We start from the raw sequence: 13,087 nt of genomic DNA on the forward strand, positions 1-13,087 counted from the left end.
TCGGGGCGAAAGCCCCGATTCTTATTGCCAGGGGATGCTATGGAAACCTTCCTTTCCCTTCGTCATATCAACAAAACGTTTCATGCTACGCGAGCGCTGCGCGATGTTTCTCTCGACTTTATGCCGGGTGAGGTGCACTGCCTTGCCGGGCAAAACGGCTGTGGTAAATCGACGTTGATTAAAATTATGTCCGGTGTTTATCGCCCGGATGAGGGGGCGGAAATTACGCTTGGTGGGAAAAACTGGTCAAAGCTGACACCCGCCGCTTCGGTGGCGCAGGGGATTCAGGTGATTTATCAGGACCTCTCTTTATTTCCTAACCTGAGTGTCTGGGAGAATATCGCCGTGAATCACTATCACCACGGACTGTTTGTTAACCGACGTCGTCTGCGTGAGGTGGCGCAGGCGGCAATGACCAGTATTAACGTCACATTGCCACTGGATACGCTCGTTTCTGAGCTTTCAATTGCCCGCTGTCAGCTGGTGGCAATTTGCCGTGCACTGGCGCAGGATGCACGTTTAATCGTGATGGATGAACCAACCGCTTCGCTGACCCATCAGGAAGTGCAAGGGTTATTACAGGTGGTGCATCAATTGCGGGAACGCGGGATCTGCGTGGTCTTCGTCAGTCATCGTCTGGAAGAGGTGATGGAAGTTTCCGACCGTATTTCAGTGTTGAAAGATGGTGAGCTGGTCGGGACCTTTCCGGCTGCAGAGATGACCACAAAACAACTCGGTTTCCTGATGACCGGCCAGGAGTTTGAATATCAGGTGCGAGAGTTGTGGCAGGGAAAATCCAGCACCCCAGTGCTGGAGGTGCGTAATTTAAGTCGTCATGGGGAATATCAAAATATTAACTTGCGGGTGGAAGCGGGCGAAGTGGTGTCGATTGTTGGCCTGCTTGGTGCGGGGCGCACGGAATTATGTCTGAGTCTATTTGGTATGACCCGAGCGGATACTGGTGAGATCCTCATCAACGGTCAGCCGGTTACACTGCATAGTAACCAGGACGCCATCCGCCACGGTATTGGTTATGTTTCGGAAGATCGCATGTCGCGCGGTTTGGTGATGGCGCAATCTATTGAAGACAACATCATTAGCACTGTTTTTCACAAGGTAAAAGATCGCTTCGGCTTTCTGAGTGAAGCTAAAGTGCGTGACCTGGTGGACAGGCTAATTAAGGCATTGACCATCAAAGTCTCTGACCCACATCTCCCGGTGAATACGCTTTCCGGGGGTAACGCGCAGCGAGTATCGATCGCCAAATGGCTGGCGATTGGGCCACGACTCTTGATTCTCGATAGCCCGACTGTCGGTGTTGATATCGCCAACAAAGCAGGAATATACGGCATTATCAGCGATCTGGCGGCTCATGGCATTGCGGTATTGATGATCTGCGATGAAATTGAAGAAGCGTGGTATCAAAGCCACCGGATTTTGGTAATGCAAAAAGGTCAGATCACCCATAGCTTCCTGCCTGACAGCAGTTCTCAGGCCAGGATTGCGGAGGTGGTAAATGGCTGAACTGAAAAAACGCCATGAATTCTGGCTGGCATTACTGATTATAGTGCTGTTTGTTGGCCTTGCCTGGCGCAGCGACGAGTTTCTGACATTCGGTAATTTGTACGATCTCGCCAATAACTATGCCATGTTGACTATTCTCGCCTGTGGTTTGTTTGTGGTGTTAATTTCCGGTGGAATTGATATTTCGTTTCCAGCAATGACCATCATTGCGCAATACGGCATGGTGCTGTTGCTACAAAAAATGGGTGGCAACTTTGCTGTCGCGTTTGCCCTGGCGGGCGGCATCGGCATTTTACTTGGCTTAATAAACGCCTTACTGGTTAATCGCCTACGGGTGCCTTCTATCATCATCACCATTTCGACGCTGAATATTTTCTATGGCCTGCTGTTATGGTTGAGTAAAGGTGTGTGGCTGTACGACTTTCCGCCGTGGTTTGAGCAGGGGGTAATGTTGTTCAAGTACACCGATGTTGACGGCTATGACTATGGCCTTGGTCTGCCGCTGATCGCCATGATTACGGTGGTGCTGCTGACAGCGTTTATCATGAATTTCACCAGTGTAGGGCGCAAAATTTATGCCCTTGGCGGGAACCGTGAATCAGCCAGTCGCATCGGCTTTAGCGTGCTGAAACTGCAACTTTTCGTTTACGGCTATATGGGATTGATGTCTGGTGCTGCGGGTGTAGTGCAGTCGTGGACGGTGATGACTGTCGCCCCCGATTCTCTTCTGGGTTATGAGCTGACAGTACTGGCTGCGGTGGTGCTTGGCGGCACTAGTTTGCTCGGCGGGCGCGGCACGTTAACCGGTACTTTGCTCGGCGTGGTGTTGTTGGCAGTGATGCAAAACGGGCTAAATTTATTGGGAGTCTCGTCTTACTGGCAAACATTGATCACAGGCATCATCATCGTTGCCAGCATTAGTGCCACGGCGTGGAGTCAGCATCAGAACCGGAGTCTGCTATGAAAAAATCGTGGCGTAATAACGTTGAGTTTTATTTGATCGGCCTGCTGGTGCTAACTGTTGCCGCGTTCAGCATTACTATGCCGGAGATTTTCTGGTCGATAAGTAACTTCCAGTCTGTCGCTTCGCAAATGCCCGTGCTGGGCATTCTGGCGTTGGCTATGGCGGTGACCATGCTTTGTGGCGGCATTAACTTGTCAATTATTGCTACCGCTAACGCCTGTTCACTGGTGATGGCGTGGGTGGCGACTCAGTATCCGCCGGGTATTACTACGGTTGTCGCTACGCTGCTGGCGGGCGCTGGTGCGGCGGTGATAATTGGTTTATGTAATGGCGTATTGATTGCCGGTATTCGAGTGTCGCCAATTCTTGCAACGCTTGGGATGATGACGTTGCTCAAAGGGGTAAATATTCTGGTGACAGGCGGTAGCGCCATTGCCAATTATCCCTCATGGGTGCTGTGGTTGAATCATGCACAGTGGTTCGGTATTCCGCTACCGATGTGGTTGTTTACCGCAGTGGCGCTGGGGCTGTGGATATTGCTGGAGAAAACGCCGCTCGGTAAATCCATTTATCTGATTGGTTCTAACGAACGAGCAACACTTTACTCCGGTATTAACACGCGTCGGGTGCTGATATGGGTGTATGTCATTTCCGCCTTGCTTTGTGCGGTAGCGGCATTTTTGATGATGTCGAAACTCAACTCGGCTAAGGCCTCTTATGGCGAATCGTACTTGCTGGTGTCAATCCTCGCGGCAGTACTCGGCGGGGTTAATCCGGACGGCGGCAGCGGGCGGATAATTGGTATGGTGCTGGCGCTGTTTCTTCTGCAAATTATTGAAAGCGGCTTCAATATTCTCGGGATAAGCCCCTACCTGACGATGGCCTTATGGGGAACGTTGCTGCTCTGTTTCATTCAGGCTCGCGGCATGTTGGGGCTGGATCGGGTGGTTTAAATATTGGCTATATTCAATGGACGCGTTTTGCTGCGATGGCATTTCAGGCATCGCCAAATACACATAGCTAATCAGGAGTAAACACAATGAAGATCAAAGCTGTTGGTGCATATTCCGCTAAACAACCGCTGGAACCGATGGATATCACCCGGCGTGAACCGGGACCGCATGATGTCAAAATTGAAATCGCTTACTGTGGCGTCTGCCATTCCGATATCCACCAGGTCCGTTCCGAGTGGGCGGGGACGGTTTATCCCTGCGTGCCGGGCCATGAAATTGTAGGGCGCGTGGTAGCCGTTGGTGATCAGGTAGAAAAATATGCGCCGGGCGATCTGGTCGGTGTCGGCTGCATTGTCGACAGTTGTAAACATTGCGAAGAGTGTGAAGACGGGCTGGAAAACTACTGTGATCACATGACCGGCACCTATAACTCGCCGACGCCGGACGAACCGGGCCATACGCTGGGCGGCTACTCACAACAGATTGTCGTTCACGAGCGATATGTTCTGCGTATTCGTCACCCGCAAGCGCAACTGGCGGCGGTGGCGCCTTTATTGTGTGCAGGGATCACCACGTACTCGCCGCTGCGTCACTGGCAGGCCGGGCCGGGTAAAAAAGTGGGCGTGGTTGGCATTGGCGGTCTGGGGCATATGGGGATAAAGCTGGCCCACGCGATGGGGGCGCATGTAGTGGCATTTACCACGTCTGAGTCAAAACGCGAAGCGGCAAAAGCCCTTGGGGCCGATGAAGTTGTTAACTCGCGCAATGCCGATGAGATGGCGGCTCATGTGAAGAGTTTCGATTTCATTTTGAATACCGTAGCTGCGCCACATAATCTCGATGATTTTACCACCTTGCTGAAGCGCGATGGCACCATGACCCTGGTTGGTGCGCCTGCGACACCGCATAAATCGCCGGAAGTTTTCAACCTGATCATGAAACGCCGTGCGATAGCCGGTTCTATGATTGGCGGCATTCCAGAAACTCAGGAGATGCTCGATTTTTGCGCCGAACATGGCATCGTGGCTGATATAGAGATGATTCGGGCCGATCAAATTAATGAAGCCTATGAGCGAATGCTACGTGGTGATGTGAAATATCGTTTTGTTATCGATAATCGCACACTAACAGACTGAAAAAATTAATAAATGCTCTATGATTTAACATATTAATTTCGCCCTCCACTTAACTTTTTAGTTAAGAAGGGCGAAATACTATCAAAGTAGCAGTAAAATCTATAATGTAAATTCAAATTGTTAAATTAATTCCCTCCAGTACACAATGCTGCATATATTAGTTATGAGCGATTTCTGATAGTGCCTGGTTTAATCAGGGCTTTATTATCTGCGACGTTTATTTTTATTTAAGAGAGATCGCAATGATACCATTAAAAGCGCCGCACAATAATTTGTTGCTATATACGAAACAAAGCGTACACAATACGTTTAAAAACAATCAGTTACCTGAAGATATCAGAAGTACACTGGTTTCTTGTGTCGATATATTCAAGGTTTTGATTAAACAATACTATGATTATCCTTATGATTGTCGTGATGATTTAGTCGATGATGATAAACTCATTTATCTCATGGCTGCCGTACGAGATTGCGAGTGGGCAGCCGACAATGCGCTTACCATAAATGTGCAGTTTAATGATTTCCCTGGAGTTTATGACTGGGTGGATTACCCTGATTACCCGATTAAGTTTGTTTTTCGGATACTTGAAAATCAAAAAGGGACCGTTTGGGTATATGATCAGGATGACGTGTTTCTTGATATTAAAGAGAATATCCATGCCGGACGCTTCACCGGACTTAAGAAATTAGTGCAGTTTATCGATTCAGTACGAACAGATTGCAAATGCATTCTTCTTGAGCACCATATGCCTTTGTTGAGACTTTTCCGTGAAGGGAAAGAATGTGAGCATGTAGAAAAATGGCTTCGCGAAATGTCGCGCATTCCGGATGCAGACGCACCTATTAAGCAGGCGCTTGCGTATGAATTATTATTGCACTTAAAAAATATTTACCCTGTTTTTCCTGAATCGCTAGTGATGTTATTGCTCTCCGTTCTGAACGTGAAAACATACAGAGATGATGCACGATTAAATCAATGGGTATCTAATAGAGTGCAGGAATTAGGTGACAAATATTATCCTGTAAATAAGCACGTTAAAATACGCTACACTCTTTAGTTTAGAAACTTTTCCATCTCCAATTTGTTATTCCATCAGAGAGTGAATCGCAAAGCGGGTAATCATTTCATCTGCTTATCTCTACGTCAAATGGCATTTACCCTCCTTTTTCGCCGATATTTTGTTGTGATCGGCGTCATGTTGCTTAAAAAGTGAACTTGTGCGAGTGTTTTATGAATGTGTTGGTTGACATTCATATGAAAAAAATCATAATTCCATCATGTTTGTGTGGGGTCTTTTCTGTATCTTACGCATCGCACTCAAGCCTGACAGACAATATGCTGTAAGGCTCATATCACAAACCGCCATTAGCTCATCAGGAAGAGCAGACGACAACCAGGATTGTTGTATGGTACGGGGTTCGAGGCCTCGATGGCGGTCCAATTTTTCAAAACTCTTCTGAATCAGATCCTCTTATTATCATCCTTGCAGAGTGGATGGAGCATTGCCAGCTACTCACTGAAGCAGACAAATGAAAAAAGCCCACACAGGGGAGAGTGGGCTGAAATGGGAAGCTAAAGACTCAAGTAAACTTATCGGAAATAAGGACCACGCATTACGGGGGATATCATCGCCGATGAGCGGGATTCGGCAAATCAGGTTGATTACGTAGAGAGTAAATTATCTGCTCACCGCTGCGTTACTCCTTCGTAAATCAGGCGTAGCGCGAATACACCAATAATTGCACCAATAACCCGACTGGCAACGCGTTGCATACGCCCATAAGCACGACGCACAGCGGGCAAAGAAAACGCCTGACTAAGAAAGACTCGCCAGATAATTGATGCGAACACAATTCCCGCCCAGGCCAATAAACGTGCCCAAGTTGGTGTTTCAGCATTTAACGTTACTGAGAAAATACTGATAAAAAATAAAACGGTCTGTGGATTAGAGAGATCGGTAATTAATCCACGGCGAAAAAAGACATACCAGGGGGCGCTAATCGGTTGTTGTAGTGTACTTATTTGCGGTGTTGACTGGCGGCGCATGCTGCACCACGCAAACCATAAGAGATAAGCGCCGCCTACGATTCTAATAAGCGAAAAAATCTCCTCACACTGCGTAATGAGTGTCGCAAGACCATACAAACCCAACCCGGAATAAAACGCATCGCCCAGTGCCACGCCCAACCCGGTCAGCACTCCTGCGCGTCGACCGGAAGCCAGGCTGGTTTGTACCACCACAAAAAGATTGGCTCCCGGATTAAAAAAAGTCATCACGAACAGTCCTACGGTCAGGTAAACGGCGTGCAAGGGATCCATGTGATTTCATCCATAAATAAGTGAAGTAACTTCATCATATTTCTACAAAAAGTAATCGGATGCGAGAGAGATCACAAAGTGTCTTATTTCCGGTTACTGGCGTTTATGCCCTGACTGAACTAATTATTAATCAACCCAATAATATGGGTGGGTGATAGTTTGATAACAACTCTGGAGCCGTAATATGAAAATAATCTCTAAAATGTTAATCGGTGCGTTAGCGTTTGCCGTTACCAACGTTTATGCCGCAGAATTAATGACCAAAGCGGAATTTGAAAAAGTTGCATCGCAATATGAAAAAATAGGTGATATTTCAACCAGTAATGAAATGTCGACTGCAGATGCGAAAGAAGATCTGATCAAAAAAGCGGATGAAAAAGGGGCAGATGTGTTGGTGCTGACCTCTGGTCAAACTGACAATAAGATCCACGGCACGGCAAATATTTATAAGAAGAAATAATTCTGCACCCCATGTAAACATGCCCGATGCGTAAGTTTATCGGTGATCATCTATTGAAATTTATGCCGGATAAGGCGTTCGCGCTGGATTCGGCATTTCAGTTTTTCAGCCGCCGCCAGAATGTCGTTCGGCTGATACCTAAATAATTCGCCGCGGCTGTTTTATCGCCATTAAATTTCTCCAGTGCCTGTTGTGGCGTCAGTAAGCATGGACCGGGAGTTTCCGCCGACTCGCGCGCCAGTTCCGGCAGTAGCAACTGCAAAAATTGCGGCGTTAAATCCGGCGTTGGTTCCACACTTAAAAATAGCGCCAGTCGTTCCATCATATTGCGCAGTTCACGAATATTTCCCGGCCAGTTGTAGCGCAACAGCACAGTTTCACTTGCCTGTAATCCCTGACGTAACGCGGAAGAAAACGGCGCATTAAGTGCCGCCAGTGACACTTTCAAAAAGCTTTCCGCCAGCGGCAGAATATCCGCCACCCGCTCGCGTAGCGGCGGCAATTGCAGACGCAAAATACTCAGTCGATAAAACAGATCACGGCGAAAACGCCCTTGCTGCATATCCTCTTCGAGATTGCAGTGAGTGGCGCTAATAACCCGCACATCCACCGGAACAGGCTGATGCCCGCCGACGCGGGTGACCTCTTTTTCTTCCAGCACCCGCAGTAGCCGGGTCTGCAACGGCAGCGGCATTTCACCAATCTCGTCCAGAAACAGCGTACCGCCGTGGGCAATTTCGAACAGCCCGGCGCGGCCTCCGCGTCGCGAGCCGGTAAACGCTCCTTCCTCATAGCCAAACAGCTCCGCTTCCAGCAGAGATTCAGCAATCGCCCCGCAGTTGACGGCAACAAAAGGATGCGACTTTTTGCCCTGTCGCGCATCGTGGCGGGCAAAATATTCCCGATGAATCGCCTGGGCCGCCAGCTCTTTGCCCGTCCCCGTTTCCCCTTCAATCAACACCGCCGCACTGGAGCGGGCATACAGCAAAATAGTCTGCCGTACTTGTTCCATCTGTGGTGATTGACCGAGCATATCGCCCAGCACGTAACGAGTACGCAGGGCGTTGCGGGTGGCATCGTGAGTGTTATGGCGTAACGACATGCGCGTCATATCCAGCGCATCGCTAAATGCCTGGCGCACGGTGGCGGCAGAATAGATAAAAATTCCGGTCATTCCGGCTTCTTCTGCCAGATCGGTAATCAGCCCCGCGCCGACCACCGCTTCGGTGCCGTTGGCTTTTAGCTCGTTAATCTGCCCGCGTGCGTCTTCTTCGGTAATGTAGCTACGTTGGTCGAGGCGCAAATTAAAGGTTTTTTGAAACGCTACCAGTGCCGGAATGGTTTCCTGATAGGTGACAACGCCGATAGAAGAGGTGAGTTTTCCGGCTTTTGCCAGCGCCTGTAACACATCGTAGCCGCTCGGTTTTATCAGAATCACCGGTACCGACAGGCGGCTTTTCAGGTACGCACCGTTAGAGCCAGCGGCAATGATGGCGTCGCAGCGTTCGCTGGCCAGTTTTTTGCGGATGTAGGTCACCGCTTTTTCAAAGCCAAGCTGAATAGGGGTGATATTCGCCAGGTGATCAAACTCGAGACTGATATCGCGAAACAGCTCGAACAGGCGCGTTACCGATACCGTCCAGATCACCGGTTTGTCGTCATTCAGCCGTGGTGGATGTGCCATAGCGCACCGCAAAGTTAAGAAACCGAATATTGGGTTTAGCCTTGTTTCATAATTGTTGCAATGAAACGCGGTGAAACATTGCCTGAAACGTTAACTGAAACGCATATTTGCGGATTACTTCATGACTTTTTCTCTAACAAATTGAAATAAAACATTTAATTTCATCTAGGTAATTGTGGCACACCCCTTGCTTTGAGTTTATCAACGCAAATAACAAGTTGATAACAAAGGATGGGCTATGTCTCTACACTCTCCAGGTAAAGCGTTTCGCGCTGCACTGTCTAAAGAAAATCCATTGCAGATTGTTGGCACCATTAACGCCAACCATGCGCTGCTGGCGCAGCGTGCCGGATATCAGGCGATTTATCTCTCCGGCGGTGGTGTGGCGGCAGGTTCGCTGGGGTTGCCGGATCTCGGTATTTCTACTCTTGATGATGTGCTGACTGATATTCGTCGTATCACCGACGTCTGCTCGCTGCCGCTGCTGGTGGATGCGGATATCGGTTTTGGCTCTTCGGCCTTTAACGTTGCCCGCACCGTGAAATCGATGATTAAAGCCGGTGCGGCGGGCTTACATATTGAAGATCAGGTTGGAGCAAAACGCTGCGGTCATCGCCCGAACAAAGCGATCGTTTCAAAAGAAGAAATGGTGGATCGGATCCGCGCGGCGGTGGATGCGAAAACCGATCCTGATTTTGTGATCATGGCGCGCACCGATGCGCTGGCGGTAGAGGGGCTGGATGCGGCGCTCGAGCGTGCGCAGGCCTATGTTGAAGCGGGTGCCGAAATGCTGTTCCCGGAAGCAATTACCGAACTCGCCATGTACCGCCAGTTTGCCGATGCGGTGCAGGTGCCAATCCTTGCCAACATTACCGAGTTTGGCGCAACACCGCTGTTTACCACCGACGAATTACGCAGCGCCCATGTCGCAATGGCGCTGTATCCCCTTTCTGCTTTCCGCGCAATGAACCGCGCCGCTGAACATGTTTACAACGTCCTGCGCCAGGAAGGCACGCAGAAAAGCGTCATCGACACCATGCAGACCCGCAACGAGCTGTATGAAAGCATCAACTACTACCAGTACGAAGAGAAGCTCGACGACCTGTTTGCCCGTAGCCAGGCGAAATAAAAAACGCCCTTTGGTTGTATTCGACAACCGATGCCTGATGCGCCGCTGACGCGACTTATCAGGCCTACGGGGTGCACTGAACTGTAGGTCGGATAAAACGCATGACGTCGCATCCGACAACCGATGCCTGATGCGTCGCTGACGCGGCTTATCAGGCCTACGGGATGAACTGAACTGTAGGTCGGATAAGACGCATAGCGTCGCATCCGACAACATTCTCGACCCTACAAATGATAACAATGACGAGGACAACATGAGCGACACAACGATCCTGCAAAACAGCACCCATGTCATTAAACCGAAAAAATCTGTGGCACTTTCTGGCGTTCCGGCGGGCAATACGGCGCTCTGCACCGTGGGTAAAAGTGGCAATGACTTGCATTACCGCGGCTACGATATTCTTGACCTGGCGGAACATTGCGAATTTGAAGAAGTGGCGCATCTGCTGATCCACGGCAAACTGCCGACCCGTGACGAACTCGCCGCCTACAAAACGAAACTGAAAGCCCTGCGCGGTTTACCGGCTAACGTGCGTACCGTGCTGGAAGCCTTACCGGCGGCGTCGCACCCGATGGATGTTATGCGCACCGGCGTTTCCGCGCTCGGCTGCACGCTGCCAGAAAAAGAGGGGCATACCGTCTCTGGCGCGCGTGATATTGCCGACAAACTGTTGGCGTCGCTGAGCTCGATTCTTCTCTACTGGTATCACTACAGCCACAACGGCGAACGCATTCAGCCGGAAACCGATGACGACTCCATCGGCGGTCACTTCCTGCATCTGCTGCATGGCGAAAAGCCGTCGCAAAGCTGGGAAAAGGCGATGCATATTTCGCTGGTGCTGTACGCCGAACACGAGTTTAACGCCTCCACCTTTACCAGCCGGGTGATTGCGGGCACCGGCTCTGACATGTATTCAGCGATTATCGGCGCGATTGGCGCACTGCGCGGGCCGAAACACGGCGGGGCGAATGAAGTGTCGCTGGAGATCCAGCAACGCTACGAAACGCCGGACGAAGCCGAAGCCGATATCCGCAAGCGGGTTGAAAACAAAGAAGTGGTGATTGGTTTTGGCCATCCGGTTTATACCATCGCCGACCCGCGTCATCAGGTGATCAAACGTGTGGCGAAGCAGCTCTCGCAGGAAGGCGGCTCGCTGAAGATGTACAACATCGCCGATCGCCTGGAAACGGTGATGTGGGAGAGCAAAAAGATGTTCCCCAATCTCGACTGGTTCTCCGCTGTTTCCTACAACATGATGGGCGTTCCCACCGAGATGTTCACGCCACTGTTTGTTATCGCCCGCGTCACCGGCTGGGCGGCGCACATTATCGAACAACGTCAGGACAACAAAATTATCCGTCCTTCCGCCAATTATGTTGGCCCTGAAGACCGCCAGTTTGTCGCGCTGGATAAGCGCCAGTAAACCTCTACGAATAACAAGAAGGAAACGTACCCAATGTCAGCTCAAATCAACAACATCCGCCCGGAATTCGACCGTGAAATCGTTGATATCGTCGATTACGTCATGAACTACGAAATCAGCTCCAGAGTGGCCTACGACACCGCCCATTACTGCCTACTCGACACTCTCGGCTGCGGTCTGGAAGCTCTCGAATACCCGGCCTGTAAAAAACTGCTGGGGCCAATTGTTCCTGGCACCGTCGTACCTAACGGCGTGCGCGTTCCCGGAACTCAGTTCCAGCTCGACCCCGTCCAGGCGGCATTTAACATCGGCGCGATGATTCGCTGGCTCGATTTTAACGATACCTGGCTGGCGGCGGAGTGGGGCCATCCTTCCGACAACCTCGGCGGCATTCTGGCAACGGCAGACTGGCTTTCACGCAACGCGGTCGCCAGCGGCAAAGCGCCGTTGACCATGAAACAGGTGCTGACCGCAATGATTAAAGCCCATGAAATTCAGGGCTGCATCGCGCTGGAAAACTCCTTTAATCGCGTCGGCCTCGACCACGTTCTGTTAGTGAAAGTGGCTTCCACCGCCGTGGTCGCCGAAATGCTTGGCCTGACCCGTGATGAAATCCTCAACGCCGTTTCGCTGGCATGGGTAGACGGACAGTCGCTGCGCACCTACCGCCATGCGCCGAACACCGGCACGCGTAAATCCTGGGCGGCGGGCGATGCCACTTCCCGCGCGGTACGTCTGGCACTGATGGCGAAAACGGGCGAAATGGGTTACCCGTCAGCCCTGACCGCGCCGGTATGGGGCTTCTACGACGTCTCCTTTAAAGGTGAATCGTTCCGCTTCCAGCGTCCGTACGGTTCTTACGTCATGGAGAATGTGCTGTTCAAAATCTCCTTCCCGGCGGAGTTCCACTCCCAGACGGCAGTTGAAGCGGCGATGACGCTCTATGAACAGATGCAGGCAGCAGGCAAAACGGCGGCGGATATCGAAAAAGTGACCATTCGCACCCACGAAGCCTGTATTCGCATCATCGACAAAAAAGGGCCGCTCAATAACCCGGCTGACCGCGACCACTGCATTCAGTATATGGTGGCGATCCCACTGTTGTTCGGGCGCTTAACGGCAGCAGATTACGAAGACAACGTCGCGCAAGATAAACGCATCGACGCCCTGCGCGAGAAGATCAATTGCTTTGAAGATCCGGCATTTACCACTGACTACCACGACCCGGAAAAACGCGCCATCGCCAATGCCATAACCCTTGAGTTCACCGACGGCACGCGCTTTGAAGAAGTGGTGGTGGAGTACCCAATTGGTCATGCTCGCCGCCGTCAGGACGGTATTCCAAAACTGGTCGATAAATTCAAAATCAACCTCGCGCGCCAGTTCCCGACTCGACAGCAGCAGCGCATTCTGGAGGTTTCTCTCGACAGAGCTCGCCTGGAACAGATGCCGGTCAATGAGTATCTCGACCTGTACGTCATTTAAGTAAACGGC

Annotated in this window: 12 protein-coding genes and 1 pseudogene; 11 read left to right on the plus strand and 2 right to left on the minus strand. The window is 50.7% G+C overall.

Features of this window, described 5'->3' with window-relative positions:
• The first annotated feature begins 39 nt into the window (after positions 1-39).
• The 7 genes and pseudogenes from BEB54_RS20025 to BEB54_RS29000 all read left to right on the plus strand — a co-directional run bounded on the left by BEB54_RS20025 (position 40) and on the right by BEB54_RS29000 (position 6,248).
• The gene (locus BEB54_RS20025; protein ID WP_123059749.1) at positions 40-1,524 is read left to right on the plus strand and encodes a sugar ABC transporter ATP-binding protein; all 1,485 of its coding nucleotides are present in this window, start codon (positions 40-42) and stop codon (positions 1,522-1,524) included.
• Positions 1,517-2,488, plus strand: a complete 972-nt coding sequence (locus BEB54_RS20030) for an ABC transporter permease (RefSeq protein ID WP_032183379.1) — start codon at positions 1,517-1,519, stop codon at positions 2,486-2,488. The genes BEB54_RS20025 and BEB54_RS20030 overlap by 8 nt, the downstream gene beginning before the upstream one ends.
• Positions 2,485-3,441: an ABC transporter permease gene (locus BEB54_RS20035; RefSeq protein WP_032302512.1), complete on the plus strand. Its 957-nt coding sequence runs from the start codon at positions 2,485-2,487 to the stop codon at positions 3,439-3,441. Before BEB54_RS20030 ends, BEB54_RS20035 begins: the two co-directional genes overlap by 4 nt.
• Positions 3,442-3,527: 86 nt before the next feature.
• The gene (gene yahK / locus BEB54_RS20040; protein ID WP_039021048.1) at positions 3,528-4,577 is read left to right on the plus strand and encodes an NADPH-dependent aldehyde reductase YahK; all 1,050 of its coding nucleotides are present in this window, start codon (positions 3,528-3,530) and stop codon (positions 4,575-4,577) included.
• 242 nt (positions 4,578-4,819) lie between these two features.
• A complete protein-coding gene (locus BEB54_RS20045) occupies positions 4,820-5,635 on the plus strand; it encodes a hypothetical protein (protein ID WP_001353421.1) in 816 nt (271 codons plus the stop codon).
• A 220-nt stretch (positions 5,636-5,855) separates the two neighbouring features.
• On the plus strand, positions 5,856-6,038 hold the full coding sequence (locus BEB54_RS29975) for a hypothetical protein (protein WP_439218385.1): 183 nt from the start codon (positions 5,856-5,858) through the stop codon (positions 6,036-6,038).
• A pseudogene (locus BEB54_RS29000) lies at positions 6,008-6,248 on the plus strand (hypothetical protein). The gene BEB54_RS29975 and the pseudogene BEB54_RS29000 overlap by 31 nt, the downstream one beginning before the upstream one ends.
• A 16-nt stretch (positions 6,249-6,264) precedes the next feature.
• Here BEB54_RS29000 and BEB54_RS20050 read toward each other — a convergent pair.
• The gene (locus BEB54_RS20050) at positions 6,265-6,897 is read right to left on the minus strand and encodes a LysE family transporter (protein WP_039021049.1); all 633 of its coding nucleotides are present in this window, start codon (positions 6,895-6,897) and stop codon (positions 6,265-6,267) included.
• A 184-nt stretch (positions 6,898-7,081) separates the two neighbouring features.
• On the opposite strand from BEB54_RS20050, the gene yahO reads away from it, so the two are divergent.
• Positions 7,082-7,357 (plus strand): DUF1471 family periplasmic protein YahO, encoded by a 276-nt coding sequence (gene yahO, locus BEB54_RS20055; protein WP_000691948.1) that lies wholly within the window; start codon positions 7,082-7,084, stop codon positions 7,355-7,357.
• Positions 7,358-7,454: 97 nt separating this feature from the next.
• Here yahO and prpR read toward each other — a convergent pair whose 3' ends face one another.
• A complete protein-coding gene (prpR, locus tag BEB54_RS20060) occupies positions 7,455-9,041 on the minus strand; it encodes a propionate catabolism operon regulatory protein PrpR (protein WP_039021050.1) in 1,587 nt (528 codons plus the stop codon).
• Between the two features lie 238 nt (positions 9,042-9,279).
• Between prpR and prpB the strand changes: the two genes are divergently transcribed.
• The 3 genes from prpB (at position 9,280) to prpD (ending at position 13,078) form a co-directional block, all read left to right on the plus strand.
• Positions 9,280-10,170 carry a methylisocitrate lyase gene (gene prpB, locus BEB54_RS20065; RefSeq protein WP_000052178.1) on the plus strand — a complete coding sequence of 297 codons (891 nt, stop codon included), beginning with the start codon at positions 9,280-9,282 and terminating at the stop codon, positions 10,168-10,170.
• Between the two features lie 253 nt (positions 10,171-10,423).
• Complete coding sequence (gene prpC / locus BEB54_RS20070; RefSeq protein ID WP_001285909.1) at positions 10,424-11,593, plus strand: bifunctional 2-methylcitrate synthase/citrate synthase; 1,170 nt, start codon at positions 10,424-10,426, stop codon at positions 11,591-11,593.
• 33 nt (positions 11,594-11,626) lie between these two features.
• Positions 11,627-13,078 carry a 2-methylcitrate dehydratase gene (gene prpD, locus BEB54_RS20075; protein WP_105277176.1) on the plus strand — a complete coding sequence of 484 codons (1,452 nt, stop codon included), beginning with the start codon at positions 11,627-11,629 and terminating at the stop codon, positions 13,076-13,078.
• Positions 13,079-13,087 lie beyond the last annotated feature (9 nt).

It is taken from the genome of Escherichia sp. MOD1-EC6021, from assembly GCF_002965245.1.
Lineage (GTDB): Bacteria > Pseudomonadota > Gammaproteobacteria > Enterobacterales > Enterobacteriaceae > Escherichia > Escherichia coli_F.

Coding starts and splice junctions, on each gene's coding strand:
- BEB54_RS20050 (WP_039021049.1), bottom strand. CDS start 6,897: ATGGATCCCTTGCACGCCGTTTACCTGACCGTAGGACTGTTCGTGATG.
- BEB54_RS20030 (WP_032183379.1), top strand. CDS start 1,517: ATGGCTGAACTGAAAAAACGCCATGAATTCTGGCTGGCATTACTGATT.
- BEB54_RS20025 (WP_123059749.1), top strand. CDS start 40: ATGGAAACCTTCCTTTCCCTTCGTCATATCAACAAAACGTTTCATGCT.
- BEB54_RS20045 (WP_001353421.1), top strand. CDS start 4,820: ATGATACCATTAAAAGCGCCGCACAATAATTTGTTGCTATATACGAAA.
- BEB54_RS20035 (WP_032302512.1), top strand. CDS start 2,485: ATGAAAAAATCGTGGCGTAATAACGTTGAGTTTTATTTGATCGGCCTG.
- prpD (WP_105277176.1), top strand. CDS start 11,627: ATGTCAGCTCAAATCAACAACATCCGCCCGGAATTCGACCGTGAAATC.
- yahO (WP_000691948.1), top strand. CDS start 7,082: ATGAAAATAATCTCTAAAATGTTAATCGGTGCGTTAGCGTTTGCCGTT.
- prpB (WP_000052178.1), top strand. CDS start 9,280: ATGTCTCTACACTCTCCAGGTAAAGCGTTTCGCGCTGCACTGTCTAAA.
- prpR (WP_039021050.1), bottom strand. CDS start 9,041: ATGGCACATCCACCACGGCTGAATGACGACAAACCGGTGATCTGGACG.
- yahK (WP_039021048.1), top strand. CDS start 3,528: ATGAAGATCAAAGCTGTTGGTGCATATTCCGCTAAACAACCGCTGGAA.
- prpC (WP_001285909.1), top strand. CDS start 10,424: ATGAGCGACACAACGATCCTGCAAAACAGCACCCATGTCATTAAACCG.
- BEB54_RS29975 (WP_439218385.1), top strand. CDS start 5,856: ATGTTTGTGTGGGGTCTTTTCTGTATCTTACGCATCGCACTCAAGCCT.